The 25,528-nt window shown below is 37.7% G+C and carries 23 protein-coding genes; 2 read left to right on the top strand and 21 right to left on the bottom strand.

The window, feature by feature from the left end; all coding sequences use genetic code 11:
- Nucleotides 1-9 precede the first annotated feature (9 nt).
- From smc to P0092_RS10230, 4 genes are all read right to left on the bottom strand, one after another.
- Nucleotides 10-3,582, bottom strand: coding sequence for a chromosome segregation protein SMC (gene smc, locus P0092_RS10245; RefSeq protein WP_004622285.1), 3,573 nt, complete (start codon nucleotides 3,580-3,582; stop codon nucleotides 10-12).
- Nucleotides 3,583-3,784: 202 nt separating this feature from the next.
- A complete protein-coding gene (tnpA, locus tag P0092_RS10240) occupies nucleotides 3,785-4,240 on the bottom strand; it encodes an IS200/IS605 family transposase (RefSeq protein WP_004616633.1) in 456 nt (151 codons plus the stop codon).
- Between the two features lie 262 nt (nucleotides 4,241-4,502).
- Complete coding sequence (locus tag P0092_RS10235) at nucleotides 4,503-5,693, bottom strand: aldo/keto reductase (RefSeq protein WP_004622284.1); 1,191 nt, start codon at nucleotides 5,691-5,693, stop codon at nucleotides 4,503-4,505.
- Entirely contained in the window at nucleotides 5,687-6,451 is a 765-nt protein-coding gene (locus tag P0092_RS10230) for a nitroreductase family protein (protein ID WP_004622283.1), read from the bottom strand. Before P0092_RS10230 ends, P0092_RS10235 begins: the two co-directional genes overlap by 7 nt.
- A gap of 221 nt (nucleotides 6,452-6,672) precedes the next feature.
- On the opposite strand from P0092_RS10230, the gene P0092_RS10225 reads away from it, so the two are divergent.
- Both P0092_RS10225 and P0092_RS10220 read left to right on the top strand, forming a co-directional pair.
- Nucleotides 6,673-7,068, top strand: a complete 396-nt coding sequence (locus P0092_RS10225; RefSeq protein WP_004622282.1) for a hypothetical protein — start codon at nucleotides 6,673-6,675, stop codon at nucleotides 7,066-7,068.
- Between the two features lie 135 nt (nucleotides 7,069-7,203).
- Entirely contained in the window at nucleotides 7,204-7,887 is a 684-nt protein-coding gene (locus tag P0092_RS10220) for a superoxide dismutase (RefSeq protein ID WP_004622281.1), read from the top strand.
- A 63-nt stretch (nucleotides 7,888-7,950) separates the two neighbouring features.
- On the opposite strand, the gene ltrA is transcribed toward P0092_RS10220, so the two are convergent.
- From ltrA to P0092_RS10135, 17 genes are all read right to left on the bottom strand, one after another.
- On the bottom strand, nucleotides 7,951-9,369 hold the full coding sequence (ltrA, locus tag P0092_RS10215; RefSeq protein ID WP_004618377.1) for a group II intron reverse transcriptase/maturase: 1,419 nt from the start codon (nucleotides 9,367-9,369) through the stop codon (nucleotides 7,951-7,953).
- 456 nt (nucleotides 9,370-9,825) lie between these two features.
- Nucleotides 9,826-10,086 carry a stage V sporulation protein S gene (locus P0092_RS10210; RefSeq protein ID WP_004620400.1) on the bottom strand — a complete coding sequence of 87 codons (261 nt, stop codon included), beginning with the start codon at nucleotides 10,084-10,086 and terminating at the stop codon, nucleotides 9,826-9,828.
- 136 nt (nucleotides 10,087-10,222) lie between these two features.
- On the bottom strand, nucleotides 10,223-11,203 hold the full coding sequence (locus P0092_RS10205) for an elongator complex protein 3 (RefSeq protein ID WP_479692163.1): 981 nt from the start codon (nucleotides 11,201-11,203) through the stop codon (nucleotides 10,223-10,225).
- A 50-nt stretch (nucleotides 11,204-11,253) separates the two neighbouring features.
- Nucleotides 11,254-11,964: a ribonuclease III gene (gene rnc, locus P0092_RS10200; RefSeq protein ID WP_004620398.1), complete on the bottom strand. Its 711-nt coding sequence runs from the start codon at nucleotides 11,962-11,964 to the stop codon at nucleotides 11,254-11,256.
- Between the two features lie 132 nt (nucleotides 11,965-12,096).
- Nucleotides 12,097-13,332, bottom strand: a complete 1,236-nt coding sequence (gene fabF / locus P0092_RS10195) for a beta-ketoacyl-ACP synthase II (RefSeq protein WP_004620397.1) — start codon at nucleotides 13,330-13,332, stop codon at nucleotides 12,097-12,099.
- A 109-nt stretch (nucleotides 13,333-13,441) separates the two neighbouring features.
- Nucleotides 13,442-13,669: an acyl carrier protein gene (gene acpP, locus P0092_RS10190; RefSeq protein ID WP_004620396.1), complete on the bottom strand. Its 228-nt coding sequence runs from the start codon at nucleotides 13,667-13,669 to the stop codon at nucleotides 13,442-13,444.
- Between the two features lie 115 nt (nucleotides 13,670-13,784).
- Nucleotides 13,785-14,522, bottom strand: coding sequence for a 3-oxoacyl-[acyl-carrier-protein] reductase (gene fabG, locus P0092_RS10185; protein ID WP_004620395.1), 738 nt, complete (start codon nucleotides 14,520-14,522; stop codon nucleotides 13,785-13,787).
- 41 nt (nucleotides 14,523-14,563) lie between these two features.
- Nucleotides 14,564-15,496, bottom strand: a complete 933-nt coding sequence (fabD, locus tag P0092_RS10180) for an ACP S-malonyltransferase (RefSeq protein WP_004620394.1) — start codon at nucleotides 15,494-15,496, stop codon at nucleotides 14,564-14,566.
- Nucleotides 15,497-15,541: 45 nt separating this feature from the next.
- Nucleotides 15,542-16,540 (bottom strand): beta-ketoacyl-ACP synthase III, encoded by a 999-nt coding sequence (locus P0092_RS10175; RefSeq protein ID WP_004620393.1) that lies wholly within the window; start codon nucleotides 16,538-16,540, stop codon nucleotides 15,542-15,544.
- On the bottom strand, nucleotides 16,524-17,552 hold the full coding sequence (gene plsX / locus P0092_RS10170) for a phosphate acyltransferase PlsX (protein ID WP_004620392.1): 1,029 nt from the start codon (nucleotides 17,550-17,552) through the stop codon (nucleotides 16,524-16,526). Before plsX ends, P0092_RS10175 begins: the two co-directional genes overlap by 17 nt.
- A 57-nt stretch (nucleotides 17,553-17,609) precedes the next feature.
- Nucleotides 17,610-18,194, bottom strand: coding sequence for a transcription factor FapR (gene fapR / locus P0092_RS10165; protein ID WP_004620391.1), 585 nt, complete (start codon nucleotides 18,192-18,194; stop codon nucleotides 17,610-17,612).
- A 261-nt stretch (nucleotides 18,195-18,455) separates the two neighbouring features.
- A complete protein-coding gene (gene pgsA / locus P0092_RS10160; RefSeq protein ID WP_004620390.1) occupies nucleotides 18,456-19,076 on the bottom strand; it encodes a CDP-diacylglycerol--glycerol-3-phosphate 3-phosphatidyltransferase in 621 nt (206 codons plus the stop codon).
- A complete protein-coding gene (gene rimO / locus P0092_RS10155; RefSeq protein WP_004620389.1) occupies nucleotides 19,060-20,400 on the bottom strand; it encodes a 30S ribosomal protein S12 methylthiotransferase RimO in 1,341 nt (446 codons plus the stop codon). The genes pgsA and rimO overlap by 17 nt, the downstream gene beginning before the upstream one ends.
- 161 nt (nucleotides 20,401-20,561) lie before the next feature.
- Nucleotides 20,562-21,182, bottom strand: a complete 621-nt coding sequence (locus P0092_RS10150; protein WP_004620388.1) for a regulatory protein RecX — start codon at nucleotides 21,180-21,182, stop codon at nucleotides 20,562-20,564.
- A gap of 126 nt (nucleotides 21,183-21,308) precedes the next feature.
- Nucleotides 21,309-22,355 carry a recombinase RecA gene (gene recA, locus P0092_RS10145; RefSeq protein ID WP_004620387.1) on the bottom strand — a complete coding sequence of 349 codons (1,047 nt, stop codon included), beginning with the start codon at nucleotides 22,353-22,355 and terminating at the stop codon, nucleotides 21,309-21,311.
- Nucleotides 22,356-22,450: 95 nt separating this feature from the next.
- Complete coding sequence (murJ, locus tag P0092_RS10140) at nucleotides 22,451-24,043, bottom strand: murein biosynthesis integral membrane protein MurJ (RefSeq protein WP_004620386.1); 1,593 nt, start codon at nucleotides 24,041-24,043, stop codon at nucleotides 22,451-22,453.
- A 51-nt stretch (nucleotides 24,044-24,094) separates the two neighbouring features.
- Nucleotides 24,095-25,342, bottom strand: a complete 1,248-nt coding sequence (locus P0092_RS10135; protein ID WP_004620385.1) for a competence/damage-inducible protein A — start codon at nucleotides 25,340-25,342, stop codon at nucleotides 24,095-24,097.
- Between the last annotated feature and the right edge of the window lie 186 nt (nucleotides 25,343-25,528).

Below are 25,528 nucleotides of genomic sequence, written 5' to 3'. Positions count from 1 at the left end.
TATTTTTGCTTAACTTGCCAATTCACCCATTTTCATTGAAACAACCTTGGATACACCATGCTCCTGCATGGTTACTCCATACATGGTATCGGCTGACTCCATCGTTCCTTTACGATGTGTAACCATTATAAACTGTGTGTTATGAGAATACTTTTTCAGGTACTCTCCAAACCTGTATACATTTGCGTCATCCAAAGCTGCTTCTATCTCATCAAGTAGGCAGAATGGTGTAGGTTTCAGCCTGAGTATTGCAAACAACAACGCTATTGCAGTAAATGCACGTTCTCCACCCGATAATAGCATCATATTCTGGAGTTTCTTTCCCGGGGGCTGAACTTCAATCTCTATACCGCTTTCAAGCACATTGTCCTCATCCGAAATTATAAGCTCGGCTTTTCCTCCTCCAAACAGTTCCTTATACACTATTCCAAAGTTTTCATTAATAAGCTTAAACTGTTCAACGAACTGCTTTTTCATTACCTGCACCATCTCATGTATGATTTTATGAAGCTTATCTTTGGCCTGCTCCATATCATTTTTCTGAACAGACATGAATTCAAAACGTTCTTTTGTCTTAATGTATTCATCTATGGATGATACGTTAACAGGGCCTAGTGCCTTTATCTGAGCTCTGTATTCGGATATGTTCCTTTGAGCTTCAGATATGTTCTCTATTTCTTTTTTAAGCTCAACTGCATTACTGTAGGTAAGCTCATACTCATCCCACATTCTGTCCTGGATTGATTTCATTTCTGCTTCTGCCTTGGCTTTTTTTATGTCTATTCTGTTATATTCTTCGTGCAGAAGATGGATTGTCTTGTTAGTTGTATTCAATTTTTCAATAAAGTCGGTGGATTCTTCCTCCAATACTTTTTTCTCTTCAACCAGCCTGTCAATCTCCAAGGTCTTTCCTGTCTTTTCATCCTGTAAGCTTCTGGTTGAGTTGTCCAGACCATTTATCTCCTGCTTTAATAGCTCAATTTCATTGTTTGCTTTGTTTATTTCTTCCTGTTTGCGTGTATGACTTCTGGTTAAGGCCTCTCTTTCTCCTTTTATTCTGTCAAGATTCTCTGTTACACTCTGTATACTCTCCGTTATTGAATTTACAGATATCTTAAAATCAGTTATCTCTTGATGTAAATCATCTCTAACGGTCTGATCTGCCTTGAACTTCTCCTGATGCTCGGCAATTACTGCCTTTGTTTCGGATATGTCGGTTTCTATGGCTTCAAGCTCAACTTCATATTTTTGCTGTTCCAATAATGTTTCCTGTTCCTGCTTGGCCATTTTCTCTTTATCATTTATAAGCATCCCAATTTTGGCGTCTGTCTTTCTTAAATTATCCTCAATCATCTGCAGGTGATTCTCGTCTCTGGTTTTTATAAGCTCATTATCCCTGAGCTTATTGCTATACTCGTTAAATTCGGTGTCTATTTCCAAAAGCATTTGCCTGACATCGTTTATCTTTGCACCGTATTTGATTTCATCTTTTTTTAGTCCTTCTATTATGTTCTCCAACTCTGAAATTTCTCTGCTTCTGCTTAGTATACCGGAACTCCTGTGGTCGTTGCTTCCTCCGGACATTGAACCGCTTGTACTTAATATATCCCCTTCCAGAGTTACAATTCTAAAGGTATAGCCGAATTTTCTGGCTATGCTGATTCCACTATCCAAATTTTCCGTAACTACAACCCTTCCTAACAGGTTTAAAACAATCCCATTGTATGCCGAATCGCTGGTTACAAGGTCAGAAGCGACACCGCAAAAACCCTGACAGCTTTCCAATCTTCGTAAAGTATTGTCATCAAGACGTTTTCCCTTTACTGATGTAATAGGCAGAAAAGTAGCTCTTCCCACTCTATTCCTTTTAAGGAATTCTATGGCTTTCTTTGCGTCATCTTCAGAGGATGTAACTATATTCTGCAATGCGCTTCCAAGAGTCATCTCTATAGCGGTCTCATATTTCTTGTCTACTTCTACCAACTGTGCAATTGTGCCGTGTATCCCTTTGCCAAGCTCCGGTGATTGCCTGCAGGCCGTCATTACTTCCTTTACACTCCTGCTGTATCCCTCCATACTGTTTTCCATATCTTTAAGCATCTTGTGTCTGGAGGTTTTTACTTGTATATCAGTTCTAATGTTTCCGTGTTGTTTTTCCAAATCAGACAGAGTTCCTTTGAGTTCTGTCTTCTCGTTGTTTAATTCATTTATTTTTTCACTTGAATGCTTTATAAGAATTGAAGTATTTCTTATACTCTCAATCAAGTCCTCTTTTTTCATATTGTCCTTGTCTTTTTCTAGTTTCAGGGAGTAAACTTCCGTACCGATGGAATTTTGCCTTTTTCTTAAGTTTTCTATATGATTTTTTATATTATTAATCTGAGTCCTTTTGTCAGATTGAATATCAAGCTTGTCCATAATACCGGATTTAAGCATTTCAATTTGTCTTTCGCTTTCATCCAGAGTAGACAGAATCCCGTCAAGTTCAGCCTGATATTTCTCAAGTTTTTTGGAAAAATCACTATACTGGCCATTTAAGTATTCTATTTTCTTCTGGCGGTTCTTCTCTTCTGTGTTCAATAATTCCAATTTTGAGCTGATTTCCGAGTTTTCTTCCTTTATTCGTACAATGTTCGTGTTAAGACTGTTTATTTTTTCATTTTTAAGCTTAACCTCTGAACTGTTTTTTTCAAGGTTCGCTTCAATAAGATAGAACTTTCCTCTTGCTTCTGTAATATGCTCATCAAGCTTTTTCAGAAGTTCAGTCTTTTGCTGATTCTGAGTGGTAATACTCCTCAGTCTTCGCTCTTCTGCCTCAATATTATCTCTTATATCTTTAAATTGTATCTCATACTCTTTTATTTTTTCCTTTAACTTGTCTATATTATTAAGATAGACATTAACTTCAAGTTCTTTAAGATTTTCACGTAAGGTAAGATATTTTTTTGCTGCCTCAGACTGTTCTCTTAAAGGCTCTAATTGAGATTCCAGTTCATTAATAATATCATTTATGCGTACAAGGTTTTGCTCAGTTAGGTTAAGCTTCCTCTCTGCATCCTGTTTTCTAACTTTATACTTCATTATGCCTGAGGCCTCTTCAAATATAAGCCTTCGGTCTTCTGATTTGGAACTCAGTATTTCATCAACTCTACCTTGTCCAATTATTGAATATCCGTCCCTGCCTATTCCTGTATCCAGAAACAATTCATGTATATCTTTAAGACGACAGGATGTCTTATTTATGTAATACTCACTTTCTCCCGAACGGTATACTCTTCTTGTAATGGTTACTTCGCTGTAGGATACGGGAAGATAATTATCGTCATTATCAATGGTCAAAGATACCTCTGCAAAGCCAACCGGTTTTCTGTGTTCAGTACCTGCAAAAATTACGTCCTCCATTTTGCTTCCTCTTAACGTCTTTGCACTCTGTTCACCGAGTACCCATCTGACAGCATCACCAATATTGCTTTTTCCGCTGCCGTTTGGTCCTACAACTGCCGTTATACCGCTATGAAAATCAAGTGATATTTTATCTGCAAAAGATTTAAATCCTTGTATTTCAAGTTTTCTTAAATACATGCTGCACCCCTGTAATTGATTAAGCGTAGTAATTTTTCTTTTGTATGTGCCAAGTCATGACCACCCGTAAAACGGGTGGCTTGTGATAGCCCTATAAGGGCTTGTTACCGGCCAGCGCCTAAAGACGCTGGCTTTCACTTTGTTCAAGCTATTATTGCCCTTGCCGCTTTTGCTACCCCTGAAGGGACAAACGTACTACTGGCTACCCCTTAAAGGGGTCTTCATACTCTTTCACGCTTAGTTTATCTACCATAATATCGTGCTTTTCTTGCTCTTGTATATACTTCTTAATAGTTGCCTCATTGAGTCCTACAGTACTCACATAAAATCCCTCTGCCCAAAAGTGTCTATTTCCAAACTTATATTTTAAGTTTGCATGCATATCAAATATCATTAATGCACTTTTTCCTTTTAGATATCCCATGAAACTTGATACACTTATTTTAGGCGGTATACTTACTAACATGTGTATATGGTCTGGCATTAGATGCCCTTCTATTATTTCAACTCCCTTGTAATTGCACAGTCTCTTTAATATTTCTCTTATACTTTGCTTGTATTGATTATAAATTACTTTTCGTCTATACTTTGGAGTGAACACAATATGATACTTACACATCCATTTGGTATGTGCTAAATTATTTTGTTTTATTGCCATTGAAATCACCTTTCTTTAGTTAAACTAGTAGCTTGAACAACTCTATTTTAACGGTTAGGTGATTTTTTTGTATAACTTTTTGTCGCCACCCGCATAGCAGGTGGTTTATTGTTTCGCATGACTCATTTCTCTTGCGAGAAACTCGCCTAATGCTCAACAGGCTAAAGCCCATAATATAAATATTAAGTCATTTCTATAAAAGAAATGACTTAATATTCAATAATTCTAGCATACTTTGTGATTTATTGGAAGGTTAACATTTTTATTTAATTCTCATAACTTTCCTTGCAATTGCTATTCCTGCTTTATATAGTATACTTTCCATTTCCTTACTTACGGTTTTTAGTTCAGCCCTTATACTGATTTTCTGAGGACAGTGGCTTTCACATTTTCCGCAGTCTTTGCACTGAGAAGCATAGGACGGCTGTGCTGCAACCGCTCCCAAATTCCTGTAATATTGAAATCTTATTCCCTTATCTCTTATAAGATACTTATCGTTATAGTGTGAAAAACATCCGGGTATGTCAACACCCGCAGGACATGGCATGCAGTAACCGCAAGCGGTACAAGGTATTTTTGTTCTTTCGTGCAATATTCTTTTAACATTATCAAAAACACCAAGTTCTTCCGAGCTAAGGGAATTGGCGTGTGAATCCGAGGCAATTCTTATGTTATCCTCAACCTGTGCCTCATCGCTCATACCTGATAGAACTACATTTACCTGAGGATGATTCCAAATCCACCTCAAGGCCCATTCTGCCGGAGACCTGTCACGATTGCATTCTGCGAAGGCCTTTTTTACATCTTCCGGAAGGTTTGTGACCAGTTTTCCTCCTCTTAAAGGCTCCATGACAATTACAGGAATCCCCAGCTCATTTGCAAGAATTAATCCATCCTTTGTAGCCTGATTATTTTCATCCATGTAATTATATTGAATCTGACAAAACTCCCATGGATAAGCCCTAAGTATCTGTTCGAAGTCACTTTTGGCTCCGTGAAAAGAAAAGCCTATATTCTTTATAGTCCCTTTTGCTTTAAGCTCCTCTATCCATGCCAATACTCCCATATCTGAGAGTCTGTCGAAACCTGCCTTGTCTGTCAGCATGTGAAGGAGATAATAGTCAATATAGTCAGTTTGAAGGCGTTCTAATTGTGTATTGAATATTTTTTTTGCACTATCCAGATTCTTTACCATAAATGGCGGTAATTTTGTAGCTATTTTTACTCTTTCACGGTAGCCTCCCACCAGAGCCTTTCCCAAGAGACTTTCGCTTTTGCCTCCGTGATAAATATATGCCGTATCAAAATAGTTTACACCTTTTTCTATAGCATTGTGTATCATCCCGATTGCTCTTGATTCATCAATTCCCCCTGCTCTGGTTGGAAATCGCATACACCCGAATCCCAAAATAGACAGCTCTTCTCCGTTTTTCTGGTTTATTCTTGTTAGCATGATGTATCTCCCTCAACTTTCACTTTCAGCATATATTCATACCCTTTCGGGGCACCTGAATTTGCATAATCAAAACACGCCGTTTTACCCTGATGCTCAATTGAAAGCCATAAATGGCATAAAGCAATCCCCGTATCTATCTGATTCATTCTATTGTAAAGAGGAGCCTTCAATAAATTCAGCTTTTCACGGCAAACAATGATTTCATCTATATTACCGCTAAAGTACCAAGGCTGAGAGTTTGATGCAGAAGGTGCAAGTCTGGCTGCTTCCAGTAATTGGTCTCCACCACTAATCGATGTTATTTCTGAAATGCCCTTTCTTTTAAATTCAGATTTATCAGCCCTGTGTAGCTTCTCCTGCGTATTGCCGAAGGCAATCATAATAACAAAATCCAAGCCATTTTTAGAAGCCGGAACTTCTTTAGAAGGCTTTGCCATACCCAGCCAACAACTTCCCAAATTAACTGATGAAAGGAACAAGTCAACCTGCTGAAGCATAAAACCTGCGTTCAATAAATATCCCTCTTTTTTTTCAGAGTAAATTGAAATGTAATGAGGAGCCTTTATAGGCAGAATATTTTTTACTTTGTCATCGGTAAGAAAAGAAAATTCACACTTTATATTTGGTAAGAGTTTCTTAACATTATCAGCAAAGTTCTTTATTTCTATTAGTTTTTCATCTGTCAGGGATGTCATATCATACTTTCTGATAGACTTTCTGGTAAAAATGGTTTTGTAGAGTTCTTCGTTAATCATATAACATGCCTCCAATATAAATAATATCTCTTTTCATCAGTATCCTTATAGTTCTGCCTAAATTAGTATATTTATAGTTTTCAGTATATATTTCTGGTTTTGGAGTGTCAATAAAAAAGGATTGTTATTTCCCGTTCGATTTACATAATAATCAAGAATAGTAACCATTCAAAGGAATTTTTCATATAATATTTTATATAATATTTTTTTTGGAGGTCGCTGTGGAAGATTATGCTTATAGAAATTATATGCAAATGATGAATGTACCCAACCAGTATTCACCTATGATGGAGATGCCTCAAGACCAATTACAGACAATGTTCCCCAGATGTTACCATGTTATAATGCCTGAAGTTGCACGTATGTGCGATAGAATGTGTGCACAATACGGACCTATGTTTAATCCCAGCCGTCAGATGCTGGACTCCATGGTCGATGATATTGACAATAGGGTTGGAGCAGATGTCGATATGGATTATCAGGATTTTGATGGGTGTGAAAACAGACAATTTGGAGGAGGCAGAAGACGTTTTAGACGCGATTTGATTTCCATTCTCTTATTAAGAAGTCTTTTGAATCGCCGTCCTCCACACCATCCATGGGGCTACGGGTATTAACACTTTTACTAAAAACAGGCTGTCCAACGTCTAGGTAAAACTGCCTGTTTTTTCATGTCTCCTTATATTTATCACATTTTTCTGAAGGAAAACAATATAATATTATTAGCATATACTTTGGGAGTACATACATTTATGAACTATAATTATATACCCACAGGACAACACAAATTGCCTCCTCTGCCGTACTCTTATAATTCCCTTGAGCCAGTTATAAGTCAAAGAACAATGAGAATACACCATGATAAGCACCACAAGGCCTATGTTGACGGATTAAACAAAGCTGAACTCAGCCTTTCAGATGTCAGGAGAAAAAGCGACTACGAGTATATAAAGTACTGGGAAAAAGAGCTTGCTTTTAATGGTTCAGGCCATATTCTGCATAGTATTTTCTGGACTATTATGGCTCCACCCGGTATGGGGGGAAATCCTGGTATGCAAACCGTCAATTATATCAATAATTATTTCGGTAACTTTGGTGCCTTTACGGAGCAGTTTACAAGTGCAGCAGAAAAAGTGGAAGGTTCCGGATGGGCAGTACTTATTTGGCAGCCTGCATGGAGAAGACTTGAAATACTTCAGTCCGAAAAGCACCAGAACCTTACTCAGTGGGGAGGTATTCCAATCTTGGTTTGTGATGTTTGGGAACACGCCTATTATCTGGACTATCAGAATGAGCGAAGAAAGTTTATAGATTCATGGTGGGGCATCATAAACTGGAATGAGGTGGAAAACAGGCTGATTTTTGCCTCCAATGGTCAGTTGCCGCTAACAACAATAAATTCAATGGGTTATAAAACCCCATCGGATAGGAGGTAGCTGATTATTTCAGCTACCGACCTTCCACACCACCGTACGTACCGTTCGGTATACGGCGGTTCTCTAGTTTACACGTACTTGTTTATAGTAATCCGAAAAGAAGATGTACCCTAATTTCTTTAGAGTATCATTATTAAGAGTTCGGCTAAGTATAGGGCTACAGGAAATCCTCCAGTAGCCTTTTCTTGTATTCGCAAACTCATATGCTTTCTGCTTTTCAATTCCGAAGTGCATGAGCATTTTAATTCTTGTCTTGATTTTCTTCCACTGTTTCCAGTATACCATCCTTATCCTTCTTCTCATCCACTCATCTGTCTGATTCATCAAGCCTTTCATATCGGCTTTTCTGAAATAATTTATCCAGCCTTGAATATACTGTTTTAGTTTATTCGCCCTGAGTTCATTTCCCCAGCCGTTTGAGCGACTTGTGAGTCCTCTTATTTTGTGCTTCATCTTGCTGATTGATTTTGGGTGTATTCTGACTCTGTATTCCCCTTTGCTCCAATAAAAAGCAAATCCTAAAAATTTCACCTCTTTGTAGCGTGCAACCGTTGTCTTATCTCTGTTTACTTTCAGAAAAAGTTTTCCTTCGATAAACGGTATGATGTTATTCAGGGTTCTTTCTGCGCTTTTCCTGCTTTTGCAGAATATCATACTATCATCTGCATAGCGGACAAATTTATGTCCTCTCGCGGTCAGTTCCTTATCCAGTTCATTCAGCATTATGTTACTGAGCAGCGGACTTAGTGGTCCTCCTTGAGGTACGCCGACTTCTGTTTCCTCAAATTTATGCCTTACAACAACTCCTGCCCTCAGATATTTATGAATAAGTGATATTACTCTGCCATCTTTTATGGTTCTTGATAGTACTTCTATCAGCTTGCTTTGGCTCACTGTGTCAAAGAATTTCTCCAAGTCCATATCTACGACATATTTGTACCCCTCGTTCACATTCCTCTGGCATTGGTTTATTGCATCATGCGCACTCCTTTTCGGTCTAAAGCCATAGCTGTACTCTGAAAACTGTGTTTCAAATATCGGTGAAAGTATTTGCGAAATTGCCTGTTGGATTACTCGGTCAACAACAGTGGGTATACCCAACTTTCTCACTTTTCCTTTCTCTTCTTTTGGTATTTCTACCCTTCTTACCGGATTAGGATGGTATTTGCCATCCCTGATTGTTTGAATTAGCTGCTCTCGGTTTTCTCTGAGATACGGCAGAAGTTCATCTACCTCCATTTCATCAATTCCTCCAGCACCTTTATTGGATTTTACTTTCTTGAATGCCGCATTTAAATTGTCTTTGCCCAATATCTTTTTCAATAAATCATCTGTCGACAGGTATGTATTGGTGATGTTGTTTTCAGTTATCCTCTTGTGAGCGGACGCTTCTGCATACTCTTTCTGTTCCGCAGATACCTTTTGCAGATAGCCCTTATTTTGTGGTTGTCTGTCCTTATATTCACTTCTGGTAACATTCATTTACTTTCACCTCCTAAAGTTCAGTCCTTCCCAAATGGCGTCGACTTCATCTGGTACTACGACCTCGGCTGACTTCTCACGATAAATCTTATTTCAATCATGCTTCATACTTTATGTTTCTGCATGTCCGTGAGACCTCCCCAGGTAAGAGCGCAATCTTTCCTTCCATCTACCTGCCACATATACACCATAGGCTCCGAGTAGTTATTGGGCTTCGGCTTGTTATGCAGCCTTACCCGACCTAAATATGCCTGATGTGATTTCTGTTCGTCAGACCAGAAGTTTGCCTCCAGCTTTCTTCAGATTCCTCGTCACCAAGGACACCCTTGCTCTTGGCTATGTGCTTGGCACTACTAGCCCGCACTCGGGACTTTCACCCGTTAGATTGCGCCCATACTGGGCGCACATAAAAAAAGGCCCGCTATATAAGCGAGCCTTTAACTTCAATAAACTGAATTATCGAGGTTGTATGTAGAATTTTATTGCTGTTCTTTCTTCTCCATCGATATTCACTTCAGCAAATGCAGGAACTGCCACAAGGTCAATTCCATTTGGTGCTACAAAACCTCTTGTTATTGCTATTGCCTTTACTGCCTGATTTACTGCGCCGGCTCCTACTGCCTGAATCTCTGCATAATTGTTGTCCCTTAAAACTGCAGCCAACGCTCCAGCAACTGATTTGGGTTGTGAATTAGCTGAAACCTTTAGTACTTCCATATTATACATCCTCCTAAAAAAATGCTTTAAAAAAAGCAAAAAAATAAAATATAATTGTACTTATATCTATTCTATATATTTCATCGAATTCCTGCTTTTTACATTTAAAATTTTTTAAAAAATTTTGTTTATTTATTTATGTTCCTATAATTTCGAATTTTTCGACATTAAGCTTCTCCATAATCCGAATATTTATAATATTAAACTCCTTTTTAATTGCATTTATATTCACCCTTTTTTGACCTATTACATTTGAAATATATCTGGGATTGCAATGAATAATTATTTCAGATAAGTTATCAAGCTTATTATTGATTATATATTGTTTAATTCTATTCAGAGTAAGCCTTGACTCCACAAGCTGTCTGAAGGCAGGATGAAAAGGCCCTGTAACAACCTCTCCTGATTCGCTGATATTGTCTGTGGGTTGCAGGCCTATTCTTATAACATTTATATTGTTTCTCTCATATATATCCAGCAGTTCGGCTGAAATGTCTACCGCTTCTTCCACTGTAAGGGGTTGGTATCGTCCCTCGTTGTACATCTTCTGTAAATAAGTATTTTCAATTACGAGTGTTGGGTAAATACGTACAATATCGGGAGCCAGTTCCACAACTTTTCGGGCAGTTGCAACTGCCTTTACTCCGGTGTCACCGGGAAGCCCTATCATGGTTTGAATACCAAGAGAAAAGCCTCTGTCCTTAATCATTTTTGCAGCATTTATTACCGCTTCAATGTCGTGTCCCCTGTTGGTGCATTTCAAAACATGGTAATCAAGGCTCTGAACACCCAATTCTATAGTTCTTACACCATAGCTTTCAAGTAAATCCAAAATTTCTGAATTTATATAGTCAGGTCTGGTTGAAAGCCTTATTTGATTTACTTTTCCGGACTTAATGTAGCTGTAACCAATTTTGAGATACCATTCCTGTTCACTAAGTGATATTCCTGTAAAACTTCCGCCGTAAAAACCGATTTCAGTAAAAGCGTTACCGCTGGTTTCTAAATGGCTTTCAATAGTACTGCGGATATCTTTTTCACTGGCTTCGTTGGTTTGACCACTAATAATTTTCTGGTTGCAGAAGATACAATCAAAAGGGCAACCTTTGTGTGGCACGAAAATGGGAATTATTATATGCTTCTTAATTTGCAAACACTCCTTTTGCCTTATTTGGTTTTCAGATTATTTAAGGCATCCTTTGCTGCATTTTGCTCGGCTTCTTTTTTAGAATGCCCTTTTCCCTGCCCTTGAGTGACACCATTTATTTTTACTTCTGTAACAAAAGTTTTGTTATGGTCAGGGCCAAATTGGTCGGTAACACTATATGAAATTTGCTGTTCACCGTTTTGTTGAACCAATTCCTGCAGTTGGGTCTTATAATCATAAAATAGCTTTCCTTCAATACATGACCTTATGATTTTATCCATGTATTTGTGCACAAATCCTTTGGCAGTTTCAAAACCGCCGTCAATATATAATGCCCCTATCAGTGCCTCAAATGCATCTGAAAGCAAGGAAATTTTCTCTCTGCCTCCTGACAGCTCTTCGCCTTTTCCAAGTAAAAGATACTTTCCAAGGCTTATGTCAGTGGCACATTGGGATAATGAGTTTTCGCATACAATTTTAGCTCTTGTTACGGACAGCTCTCCCTCCGGCAAATTTGGCTTTTTCTGAAACAGGTATTCGCTTATTACAAGTCCTAATACAGAATCTCCAAGAAATTCGAGCCTCTCGTTATATTTTAACTTTTTTGCCTTCTTTTCATTTGCATATGAGCTGTGGGTAATAGCAGCAAATATAATATCTTTATTATTAAAATTATGTCCTATTATATTTTCAAGCTCAGATATTCTATTATTATAATCGGTTTGTTCCATTATAGTCCTCCAATAAACGCTCAAATCGTAATTCATTTTATCATATAATTAATATTATTCAAAAAAATAACAGGAGGGAAAACCCCACCTGTTATTTTACACTTTTATATTAATATCATCAACACTTTGCAATTATTCGTATTTCTTTAAGCAAATTGTAGCATTGTGGCCACCGAAGCCAAGTGCATTTGAAATCGCATATTTAATGCTGCCTTCTCTTCCCTTGTTTGGTACACAATCAATATCACATTCGGGGTCCTGATTCTGAACATTGATTGTTGGTGGCAGGAAGCTGTCATGAATAGCCATTGCCGTAACTACTGCTTCAATGGCACCTGCTGCACCCAATAAGTGTCCTGTCATTGACTTGGTTGAACTCATTGCAATATTATCTGCATGACTGCCAAATACTGCTTTTATAACCTTTACTTCACTGGGGTCATTTAAAGGAGTAGAAGTTCCATGAGCATTGACATAGCCAACTTCTTCAGGCTTTATCCCTGCATCCTTAATCGCCATCTGCATACTCTTTATACCGCCTACTCCTTCCGGATGAGGAGCAGTTATGTGGTAAGCGTCACAAGTACATCCGTATCCGACAACTTCTGCCAGTATATTTGCGCCTCTGTTAAGTGCATGTTCAAGTTCTTCCAGTACTAAAATTCCGGCACCTTCTCCCATAACAAACCCGTCTCTGTCCTTGTCAAAAGGTCTTGAAGCTGTTGCAGGATCAGGATTTTTACTCATTGCTCCCATATTGCAGAAGCCTGCAAAACTGATAGGTGTAAGGGATGCTTCCGCACCACCAGACAGCATTAAATCAGCATCTCCACGCTGTATAACCTTGAATGAATCACCTATGGCATTATTAGATGTTGCACAAGCTGTTACCACACATTCATTGAAACCCATGAAGCCGTATTGTATAGCTATACGTCCGGAAGCCATATTTGAAATCATCATCGGTATAAAAAACGGACTAACTCTTCCGGGTCCCTTGCTGATAAGAACGCTATGCTGTTCTTCGAAAGTTCCTATTCCTCCAATTCCGGAGCCAACAATAACGCCGCATCTATCCTTATCCAAAGAGTCCAAATCAAGCTTTGCATTTTCTACAGCCAATTTTGAAGCAGCCATAGCAAACTGATTGTATCTATCCATTCTTCTTGCTTCTTTTTTATCAATAAATTGAGTAGGGTCAAAATCCTTTATTTCAGCACCTACCTTTGTTGACATCTCAGAAACATCAATTCTGGTTATTTCACTGATACCATTTCTTCCCTCTTTTATAGAACCCCAAAACTGATCCAATCCAAAACCAAGTGAAGATACTACACCAGCCCCTGTTATAACTACACGTCTTTTCATTTTCATAAACCTCCAAAAGGTGAATTTTATATATCAAAACGTCTTTAAGACATTAGAAAAATTTATGTTAGGTTATATAATATTAAAAAAGCCCCTATTGGGGACTTTTTTAAGTATTACTTTTGATGTATTCAACAACATCACTAACTGTTGTGATCTTCTCTGCTTCGGTATCAGGTATCTCAAGACCAAATTCCTCTTCAAGAGCCATTATAAGTTCAACTATATCAAGAGAATCGGCTCCAAGATCATCTATGAAGGAAGCTTCCATAGTTATATCTTCTTCTTCAACACCCAACTGCTCAACAATCAATTTCTTAACTTTATCGAAAACCATACATTCACCTCCTTCCAAAGGATGAATCTATATGCATACATTTTTAACTATAGTATGCAATCAAATAATTGTAAGTCGGACAGCCTTAACTCCGGCATACCCAAACAATATATTATTACATAACTAGTCCACCGTCAATATCTATAACCTGCCCTGTTACATAACCGGCTTCTTCAGAAGCTAGAAAAGCCACAACATTAGCTACTTCTTCCGGCGTCCCAAACCTTCCGAGAGCTATCTTTTCTATGAACTTCTTCTTTAAATCATCCGGTAATATTTCCGTCATGTCACTTAGTATTGCGCCCGGACACACTGCATTACAGACAATTCCCCGTGGTGCAAACTCCTTTGCGGTGGTTTTTGTTAAACCGATAAGTCCTGCTTTTGATGCTGAATAATTTGCCTGTCCGGGATTACCGTAATTACCCGCTACAGATGAAATGTTTACTATTCTGCCGTACCTTTTTTTCAGCATTAGTTTTGCTGCAGTTTTAGTACATAGAAAAGCACCCTTTAGATTAATGTCAAGCACGCTGTCCCAATCGTCCTCTGACATCATTGCCATTGGCTTATCCTTTGTTATTCCTGCATTGTTTATAAGAATGTCAATACCACCAAAGGTATCTACCGCAGTATTTATCAAAGTCTTTACATCTTCAGTATTTCTTATATCCCCTACAACTGCTGCAACCTTTATTCCCATGGCTTCCAATTCTTTAGCCGTCTCCAGAACTTTATCTGTTGTTCCGTTGAGAACAACATTAGCTCCGTGTTTACCGAGTTTTTCAGCAATGGCTTTGCCTATTCCCCTTGATGACCCGGTTATAACAGCAGTTCGCCCTTCAAATTGCATTTTGTGTACACCTCCACCCCAAATAACATTTAAATATTTTTTTAAGCCAGTACTTCCAACGCTTTATTCAAAGTTTCCAAATTCTCAATATTTATTACTGTCACATTCTTGTCAATCTTCTTTACAAAGCCACTCAAAACCTTTCCGGGGCCAATCTCTACAAATGTATTCACACCTTTGTCAAGCATTGTACTTATACATTTTTCCCAAAGTACGGAGGTGCTAACCTGTCTAATTAGAAGCTCCTTAACCATACTTTTATCTGTAACAGCATCACCTGTAACATTTGATACCACAGGAATCTTCATGTCCTTGAAGGATACCTTTTCAAGTTCAGCAGCAAGTTTCTCTCCGGCAGGTTTTAACAGACTGCAATGGAAGGGTGCACTAACAGGCAATAACATTGCTCTCTTAGCACCTTTAGTCTTGCACAGCTCCGCTGCCTTTTCGACAGCAGCAGTTTCTCCTGCTACTACTATCTGTCCGGGACAATTGAAATTAGCAGGTTCAACAATACCTATTTCTGAAGCCTCTTTACAGCACTCGATTACATCATCATTTTCAAGACCTATAATTGCTGCCATAGCTCCAACTCCTAGAGGTACAGCCTCTTGCATATACTTTCCTCTTTTTTTAACAAGAGAAACGGCATCCTTGAAGCTGACAGTACCTGCTGCAACATGGGCAGCATATTCACCAAGGCTTAAACCAGCAACAAAATCCGGCTTTATACCCTTTTCCAAAAGAGGCTGCATACAGGCAATACTTGTAGTAACAATAGTTGGCTGGGTGTTTTCAGTAATCTTTAATGTTTCATCATCACTGTTGAATATCATTTCCCTGACATCAAAGCCCAATGCCTCTGTTGCTTCGTCAAATATTTTTCCTGCGCTCTTATACTCGTCTGCGATTTCCTTACCCATTCCTACGTACTGAGCACCTTGCCCAGGAAATAAAAAAGCTACTTTTCCCATATAAATCCTCCTGCTTATTATAAAGAATAATACATTAACCGGTTGTTATTTAGACCATTTAACTGCCATTGAGCCCCAGGTAAGTCCTCCGCCAAAAGCAACAAGAACCATATTGTCGCCTTTTTTCAATTTTCCGTCTCTTTTGGCTTCATCCATTGCTACCGGGATGGATGCTGATGAAATATTACCGTATTTATTTATAATGTAATGTATTTTATCATCTGTAATTCCAAGTTTCTTTATAGCACCATCAATGATTCTGGTGTTAGCCTGATGTGGAAAAATGAAATCAAGCTCTTTTATATCCATATTTAAGTTATCTAAAACATGCATTGTAGCAGATGACATAGCCTTTACAGCAAACTTAAATACCTCTTTGCCATCCATCCATAATGTATTGTATTTTTCGTTTACTCTCTTTGCCTTTTCTTCTTCTGATAAATAAAGGTTTGGAATTGTTATATTCATACCTTCAGCCCCATTCGAACCAAGGAACGAATCAAGTATGCCATATCCTTCATCAACTTCCCCAAGCACTACCGCCCCGGAAGCATCCCCGAAAAGAATACAGGTATTTCTGTCTTTCCAGTCAACAATCTTGGACAAACCTTCGCAGCCTATTACTAAAGCATTCCTATAAACTCCGTTTGCAATGAACTGGCGTGCAACTGATAAAGAATAAATAAAACCGGTACAAGCTGCATTCAGATCAAAAGCAATGGCATTTACAGCTCCTATAGCTCCTTGAATAATACATGACATTGATGGCGACATATAGTCAGGGGCTTCGGTGGAAAGAATTAGCAGGTCAATATCTTCAGCCTTTAAGCCCGCATCTTCCAAAGCCCTATTGGCTGCTTCAATTCCCATTGTGTAGTTTGGGGTGTCATGATCTAAAATACGCCTCTCAGATATTCCTGTTCTCTTTATAATCCATTCATCTGATGTATCAACCATCTTTTCTAAATCATTATTGGTAAGTACTTTTTCAGGTACAAAACTTCCTGTACCAATTATCCCTACACTCTTAGTCGATTTTATCATCGGAAGAGTTCACCTCCATGTTCTTGAATTGTTCTTTAATTTCATTTACTACGCCATTTTCTATTAAAGGTATAGCTCTATTTAAAATTGCATATCGTATTGTTTTCGCTTTTGACGAACCATGGCTCTTTATTACCAATCCGTTAACACCTAAAACAGGAGCTCCTGCAAGTTCATCAGGATCGAATTTACTTTTAAAATTCTTAAAAAACGGTTTGAGCGTTAGATAACAAAGCTTAGTAAAAAAATTAGATGTAAATATTTTTTTTAGTTCTCCAAGAAAGAGAGACCCTGCACCTTCATAAAGCTTTAAAGCTACATTTCCAACATAGCCGTCACAAACAGCTACATCAACATCACCGCCGGGGATATTATTTCCCTCGGTATTCCCCACAAAATTGACTTTAGAAGAAGATAAAATACTGAACGCCTGCTTGATAGTATCATTTCCCTTTGCATCTTCCGACCCTACATTCAAAAGGCCAACCTTTGGATTTTCTTTTTTGTAAATCAGTTTCATATAAATAGAACCCATTATGCCGAACTGCAAATAATTTATTGGTCTGCAAACGGTATTCATCCCTGCATCTATTATAAGAACCATATCTTTTTTTGATGGAACCAACGCAGGAAGTGACGGCCTGTCAATTCCCTTTATACGACCTACAATCAAAAGTGCACCGGTCATAATAGCTCCGGTGTTACCTGCTGATATAAATGCATCTCCCTTATTTTCTTTTAAGAGCTTCATACCTACAACCATGGAGGAATCCTTTTTGCTTCTTATAGCCTTTGTAGGAGTATCCTCACCTGTTATAACCTCTGTTGTATTTACAATGCTTATTCTATCTCTATTAAATTCTTTTTTGCTTAAATTATTATCTATAATTTCGCTTTTACCAACAAGAGTAATATTGAAGCCTTCTTTCATATTTATAGCTTCAATACAACCGTCTATTATAGCATCAGGTGCATTGTCCCCACCCATCGCATCAACAATAATGTTAATCATCTTTGTCACTCTCCAAAAGTATCATTAAATAAATATTCAGAATATACGTAAACAATTTCATATTTTTTCTTTAATTGTATTTTCATTAAGAGATACCAGTATAAATTTTCCTCTGAATACTTCAACGTTTTTTTCGTATATTTTAACCCAGACAATAAACCTGTTTCCCTTAGACTCCTTGACTTCTGCTTTTGCTATTAATCTTGCTCCCGCATAAACAGGAATCTTGTACTTTATATTTGCCACTCCAACTAAGGCTACCTGTGAATCTATTACCGCAATGGCTAGGGTTTCTGCCAATGAGTAAATATAGTGTCCGCGTACTATATGTGTTTTTTCAAACGCCATTGTACTATTGGTTTCCATAAGTGAAATTGCATTTTGCCCAAGCTGTAAATCTATCAGTTCTCCGATAAATTCCTTGCTTTTAAGTGACTTTAATTTTTCCTGATTACTCTCTGCAACATTTTTAATTCTTTCACGCAGCTCTGGAATTGAAAGCTCCAGTCGGTCAAGTCTGATTGTTGGTACGCTCACTTTAAAATAATCAGCCAATTCTTCATCTGTCAAAAATGGGTCGTACTTAATTTTTTCAAGCAGAGTCTTTTGCCTTTGCTGTTTGTGAGAAGACGATCTGCTCACTTACAACCACCCCTTATGATTATTGTCTATAATTATTACCAGATACTAATTGCTGATAATAGGATTATATATTAACTTTAGTATTATTGCAACTATTTTCTAATTTTATTAGATTTCCCGCATGTACTAAAATTAAATTTACATAAAAATATCTAGTTTTATTTTTGACTATCCTAACCTTTCAGTCACTAAGACCTAAAGCATAATAAATAGCCGCAGTTTCCTACGGCTACCTTTGTGTATCAATATAGAAGATCGGTTTTACATACCACCGGACTTAAGTATTTTTAAGTTCTTTGCAAAGAAGTCTATTCCTGAATATATTGTTATTATAACAGCTACAAACATAAGATAGGAGTCAACAGGCAAATCTGTAAATATTGAGAACGGCCAATTCTTTAAAAGACAAACCGAAACTGCAACAGTCTGGAATACCATTTTAACTTTTCCCGACTTGTTTGCTGCAATAACCTGACCTTCTCCCGCCGCAACCAAACGCAATCCTGTAACTAAAAGTTCTCTGGAGATTATAATCATAGCTGCCCACCCTGTTACAACCTGCTGCTGAACCAACGCAATCAATGCTGCAGTAATCAGTAACTTATCGGCTATTGGATCAAGGAATTTTCCAAAAGCAGTAACAAGTTTATGCTTTCTGGCAATATATCCGTCAACTCCGTCAGTACTTGCAGCCAATATAAATAACACAGCAGCAACATAACTTCCATAACTATTTATAAAACTATTTACTGTCAACATTTCGTCTTTCATGAAAGACAAAAGTTGAAAATTAACAGTAGCATCAGGAATTGGTATGACAAAAATCATAAATAACGGAACTAAAAATATCCTTGATATAGTTATTTTATTTGGTAAATTCATTTATGACCTCTCCTATCAAATCATAATCTTCGGAATTAAGAATCTTTACATTTGTGAAACTACCTATTGAAAGCTCTTCTGCACTGGTAAAATAAATAACACCGTCAATCTCAGGAGCTTCAGCATAAGTACGTCCATAATAGAATATACCATCATCAGCAATACCGTCAACTATCGTTTTGAAGACTTTCCCATTCCTATCTTGATTTATTTCTCTGCTGATTGTATTTTGAAGCTCGAGAATCTTTTTTTGCCTATTAAGCTTAATACGCTTTGGTATTTGGCCTTTCAGCTTCGCTGCAGCAGTACCGTCTTCTTTTGAATAAGTAAATACGCCGACTCTATCCAACCTGTATTCCTTAAGAAATGCAATCAGTTCTTCAAAATCTTCCTCTGTCTCACCGGGAAATCCAACAATCAGCGATGTTCTGATAGTAATACCACTGACCTTTTCTCTCAACTTATTCAGCACCTGTTTAATATCGCAAATAGTGCCTCTTCTACCCATTTGCTTCAATACTCTGTCAGATGCATGCTGGATAGGAATGTCAAGATATTTGCACACCTTTGGATTTTTAGCTATTTCTTCAATAAGCTCATCGTTTATCTCCTCGGGATAGCAATATAAAAGTCTTATCCATTCTATTCCATTAATATCCGAAATATTTCTTATTAGCTCGGGAAGCATTTTTTTGCCATATAGGTCAATACCGTATCTGGTACTGTCCTGTGCAACAATAATGATTTCCTTTGCACCTTTTTGAGCCAAAAGCTCAGCTTCTCTAACTAACGACTCCATCTTGCGGCTCCTGTATTTACCTCTGAGAAACGGTATTATACAGTATGTGCAGCGATTGTCGCAACCTTCTGATATTTTTAAGTATACAGATTGTTTGGCTGATGAAATTACTCTCTCCTGGTCAAGGTAATCAGTTTCGTCAAGCTTTCCATAAGCCACTGTCTTTTCACCCATATAAGCAAGATTAATTACTTCAGCTATTTCTTTATAATTGCCAGTGCCCAGAACTGCGTCTACTTCCGGTATTTGTTCAAGTATTTTTTCTTTATACCTTTCTGCCATACAACCGGTAACTATAAGTACCTCGCAATTGTGTCCCTTTTCATCTGCCATTTCTAAAATTGTATTAATGGATTCCTGCTGAGCAGATTCGATAAACCCACATGTATTTACTATAAGTACATTAGCGTCTTCCTTATTATTTACAATTTCATAGTCTGCGTGTGACAGCATACCCAACATTATCTCGCTGTCTACTAAATTTTTGGGGCACCCCAATGAGACGATGCCTATCTTTTTTTTCACCCAAAACCCTCCATGTGTCGATTTAAAGACCGTATATTTGTTGTTCTGATACTCTAAAAAAGTTCTATGAAAATTATTTAATAATAATTACAGATTGTCAATGTTTTAGGTAAATAATTTGCAAATAATTAATTTTTAATACACTTGAAATCGGCAATACATCAGTCTTCTGGTAAGTATTTACTTATTGCTTTGGAAATTTGATTGTAGCTGAACCCTCTTCCTGCGAGATACGATTTCATCTTTTTTATAAGATTTTCGTCATACTCACTATACTTGGAATACCTCTTTTTAAGTAATTCCAAAGCTACCAAATCATCATCAGGGTTTAATTCTTCAATAACACTGCTTATTATTTCATTAGGAATCCCTTTGTTATCCAGTTCCATTTCCATTAGCTTTATGGACTTTGGTTTCAGCTTTGTCTTTTCAGATATGTATTTAGTGGCATATTTGTAATCATTTATATAATCTATTTCAGTTAAATCATTTATCACTTGGCTTACTGTATTTTCCTCATACCCGAGTTCACTAAGTTTTTCTTTTACTTCAAAGGAAGTTCTGAGCTTTAGTGAAAGAAATTTTACCGCAGAATTCTTTGCAGCAGCATAGACCTCATATTTAAGTATATAATCCAGTGTTTCCGGCTCAATGTTTTTGTCAAGGGTAAGGTTAAGAGCATCAATACGTTTTAAGGGCAATACGAATTCTTGCTTGTTATCAATGCATATGCTTGCCATGGATTTGTTTTTATTACTTTTCTCTATTGATGTAATCCTCATAACAGCCTCCGTTTAGTATTTACAAAGTCCATCTATAATATATTATATAAGGCATGCCTGTGGATATACTCCGCCGGCATGCCTTATAATAAATCTAACTTAGTCTTCTTTTAAATGTATAATCACTTATTCAATCTCATCAAGCGAATTGTCTTCCTCTTCTGATGCTCCTTCATTCTCAGGAACAGCAGTTACAACAAAATTATTTCTTATAAGTTTCTCAATTTCACTGCACATAGCAGAATTTTCTTTTAAATATTGTTTTGCATTTTCACGACCCTGCCCTATACGCTGACCGTTGTATGAAAACCACGCTCCGCTCTTGTTGACAATCTCCATACTAACAGCAATATCAAGTATACTTCCTTCTCTGGAAATACCCTGACCATAAACTATATCAAACTCCGCTTCTTTGAAAGGAGGAGCAACTTTGTTTTTTACAACCTTTACTCTTGTTCTGTTACCCACAACTTCGTTTGCTTGTTTAATAGCTTCTATTCTTCTGACATCAAGCCTTACGGAAGAGTAAAACTTTAATGCTCTACCGCCCGGGGTAGTTTCCGGATTACCGAACATTACACCAACCTTCTCACGAAGCTGATTAATAAATATAGCGGTTGTCCTTGACTTACTGATAACACCGGCTAATTTTCTAAGCGCCTGTGACATAAGCCTTGCTTGTAATCCTATATGGGAATCTCCCATCTCTCCGTCAATTTCTGCCTTAGGAACAAGAGCAGCAACAGAGTCAATTACAATAATATCTATGGCACCACTTCTTACAAGTGCTTCTGTAATCTCAAGAGCCTGTTCACCTGTATCAGGCTGTGATACTATCAAATTTTCTATATCAACCCCAAGTTTCTTTGCATACACAGGATCAAGGGCATGTTCTGCGTCAATGAAAGCAGCTTCGCCTCCGGCTTTTTGAGCCTCTGCAATAATATGCAGTGCAACTGTTGTCTTACCTGATGACTCAGGTCCGAAAACTTCTACGATTCTTCCTCTGGGAACTCCTCCGACTCCGAGTGCCAAATCAAGGCTCATTGACCCTGTAGGAATACTCTCTATATTCATATGTGAGTTTTCGCCCAACTTCATTACCGCACCTTTGCCAAACTGTTTCTCTATCTGGCCCAAAGCCATCTCTAATGCTTTTTTCTTTTCTAACACGGGGTGACCTCCTTTATCGTTCGAACGTTTGTTCTTTTTTATTATATATTTTATTTTATCTACAGTCAACTGTTAAATTTAAAATATTTTGATACTTATGCTTTTTTTACTAAGCCCCTGATTTTCCCAACAAGCTTATTCTTAACTGCAACTGCCTCGTCAATTTTAAACAACATGGTAAATGCAAAATAAACTGAGGCTCCCACTAAAATCTCAATTCCCAATGCTGCTATTTCAATGAGCTTTGAGTGCATTGCAAAAGGCTTTGTAAAATCAATAGGGATGAACTTATTTAAAATGAATAATACTACCCCCATTATAACCGCAGCTCCCAAAAGCTTTAATGCATAGTCAAACAGTTTTTTCCATCCCATTCCATTCATTCGTTTTGATATTATCACCATCATAATAGCCATATTTACCACACTTTGTATGGAATATGATAATGACATTCCGGCGGGCCCAAGGTCTGTGGCTTTCAAGAATATGTAGCAGAAAACAAAGTTCAGTGCAATAGATATTGTACCAATGTAAAGAGGCGTCTTGGTATCATTATCCGCATAAAAAGCTCTGTTTAAAAGAGCAAGCATCGACTGGGCAATCATAGCTGCCGTAAACAGCAATAATATGCTGCCTGCCGTTATTATTCTGTCTTTTCCTATAACTTGCGACCATTTGTAAACAACACTGACGACAGGTTGAGAAAGTACAATGAATGCCACTGATGACGGTATTATAAGGTACAGAATTGTTCTAAAACCGTTATTAAGTATTTCCTTAAATTCCCCTACCTTTTTTAGTGCCAGTTTTTCTGAAAGGGTAGGAAGAATTGCTGTTCCGAGCCCCATTGCAAATATGCCGTAGGGCAGTTGCCATAAATCATTTGCATTATAGTATGCTGTGATACTCCCGTCATTTTTAAACATTGATATAAAATTCAGTGATATAAGTATATTTATTTGTGCTATGGCAGAAGCTGCAAGAGATGGTATTGCAAGTCTGAACAACCTTCTGAACCCCTGGTTCTTCCAAAGAATTACAGGTCTGTAATACTTTAAATTCGGCCATGCGAAGGATATCTGCATTATGAAATATATGATTGCACTTGCCAATACACCATATGCAACGTATCTTACGCCAAATCTGCTAAGTATGAGTATGCTAAGTGCAGTTCCAAGGTTATATACTGATGGTGCAAATGCAGCGGAAGCAAATCTCTTATATGAGTAAAGAACTCCATTTGTTATTCCTGCAAGCATCATAAAACCAACTGACGGGAACAGTATTCTGGTAAGCTGTATTGTCAGCTCCCTTTTTTCCCCTGTTAAACCTGACGCAGTCATGGATACAACAGCAGGAGCAAAAATCACTCCAAGTATGCAAACACCAATCATGGTTATAAATACAACGTTTACAAAAGTTCCGATAGCTTTCCAGCCGTCCTCTTCCTCATCTTTGGCAATATACCCCGATAGTACGGGAACAAGTGCGGCAGAAATTGCCCCGCCGATTAATAAATTGTACATCAAGTCAGTGGTTCTGAAAGCTGCCAGCAATGAATCCGACTGTGCTGCCGTAAGCAGATTATTAATCAGTATTGTTCTTAAATAGCCGGTTATTCTGCTTACAACCAAAGATGCCATTACTATTATTGCGGCACCTGTTAATTTTTTATTATTTGAACTCAACTTAACCCTCCCGACTGCCCATTGCAGTCCTTTTCCTGTGTATATCAATTATCAAAGATCTATTTCCAGCTTTAAGACATGTCTTCTTATTAAGTCAAACACATTTAATGCCGTAATCGTTCTGATTTTTTTTCTATTACCTGATAGTCTCAGCTCTTTTGTGATTGTACCACCTTCGCTGGAAAGACCTACGTAAACTAATCCGACAGGTTTCTCATCAGTACCTCCGCCCGGGCCTGCTATTCCGGTAACAGATATACCAATGTCTGTCTTTAACCTCTTTCTGATGCCCTCTGCCATCTCTGCGGCTGTTTCACGGCTGACAGCTCCATGAGCCTTAAGTGTCTGCTCTTTTACTCCAAGGTATTCCATTTTCGCTTCATTGGAATAAGTCACTGCTCCACCCATAAACACCTTGGAAATACCCGGTACATCAGTAAGCATTTCTGAAATAAGACCTCCTGTGCAGGACTCGGCAGTTGCAATTGTGATATTGTTTTCGAAAAGAAGTCCTGCAGCCACAGAATCCAAAGTTTCATCCTTATCAGAATACAGATTCTCTCCGGTTCTTCTCTTAATCTCATTTACAACAGGCATGAGTATTTGCTCTGCACTTTGTCCCATTGGAACACTTGCCGTTATCCTTATGGTAACTTCGCCTTCCTTGGCATATGTGGCAATAGTGGGGTTTGTTTGTCCATCAATCAAATCCATAATTTTAGTTTCCATGGCTGATTCACCAATGCCAAAAACCCTTAAAATTACTGATTTCAGAGAATAAGCCCCCTTATTTTTGAAATAGGGCATAACATAATCCAAAAACATAGGTTTCATCTCAACAGGAGGGCCCGGGAGCATTATAACTGCCTTTTCTCCCATTTCTATTATACATCCCGGTGCAGTACCATTATTATTTTTGAGCACTATACAACCTTCGGGCATATAGGCTTGCTTTTCATTGTTTGGGGTCATCTGTCTTCCAAGCCTGCTGAAATAGTTTTTTATCTTATTCAGGCTCTCTTCGTGAATAACCAGCTTTTTTCCGCAGACCCGAGAAATAGTCTCCTTTGTCAAGTCATCCTGCGTAGGTCCCAGACCACCTGTTGTAATAACAATGTCACACCGTTCCAAAGCCAGTTTTAAAGAATCTTCCAATCTATCTGGGTTATCACCTACTACACTGTGATAATACACTCCAACTCCCGCTTCAGGCAGTTTTGAAGATATATACTGTGCATTGGTATTAACAATCTGCCCCATGAGCAACTCTGTACCAACGGCTAATATTTCTGCTTTCATATTTGTGCCTCCGTTATAAAGTAAATAAACCGTATTTATTTATTATACAACATGAAAACAAAATAGTAAGCAAACATTTAAAAAAAGGAATTAATTTAAGAAATGGAATTACAAGAATAGAAATTTGAGTTCAATTAATCAATATAATTATAACATATTTATGTAGGCTTTCAAGTACTTTTTTTC

Source organism: Ruminiclostridium papyrosolvens DSM 2782 (genome assembly GCF_029318685.1).
Lineage (GTDB): Bacteria > Bacillota > Clostridia > Acetivibrionales > DSM-1351 > Ruminiclostridium > Ruminiclostridium papyrosolvens.
This window is presented reverse-complemented; position numbering and strand designations above follow the sequence as displayed.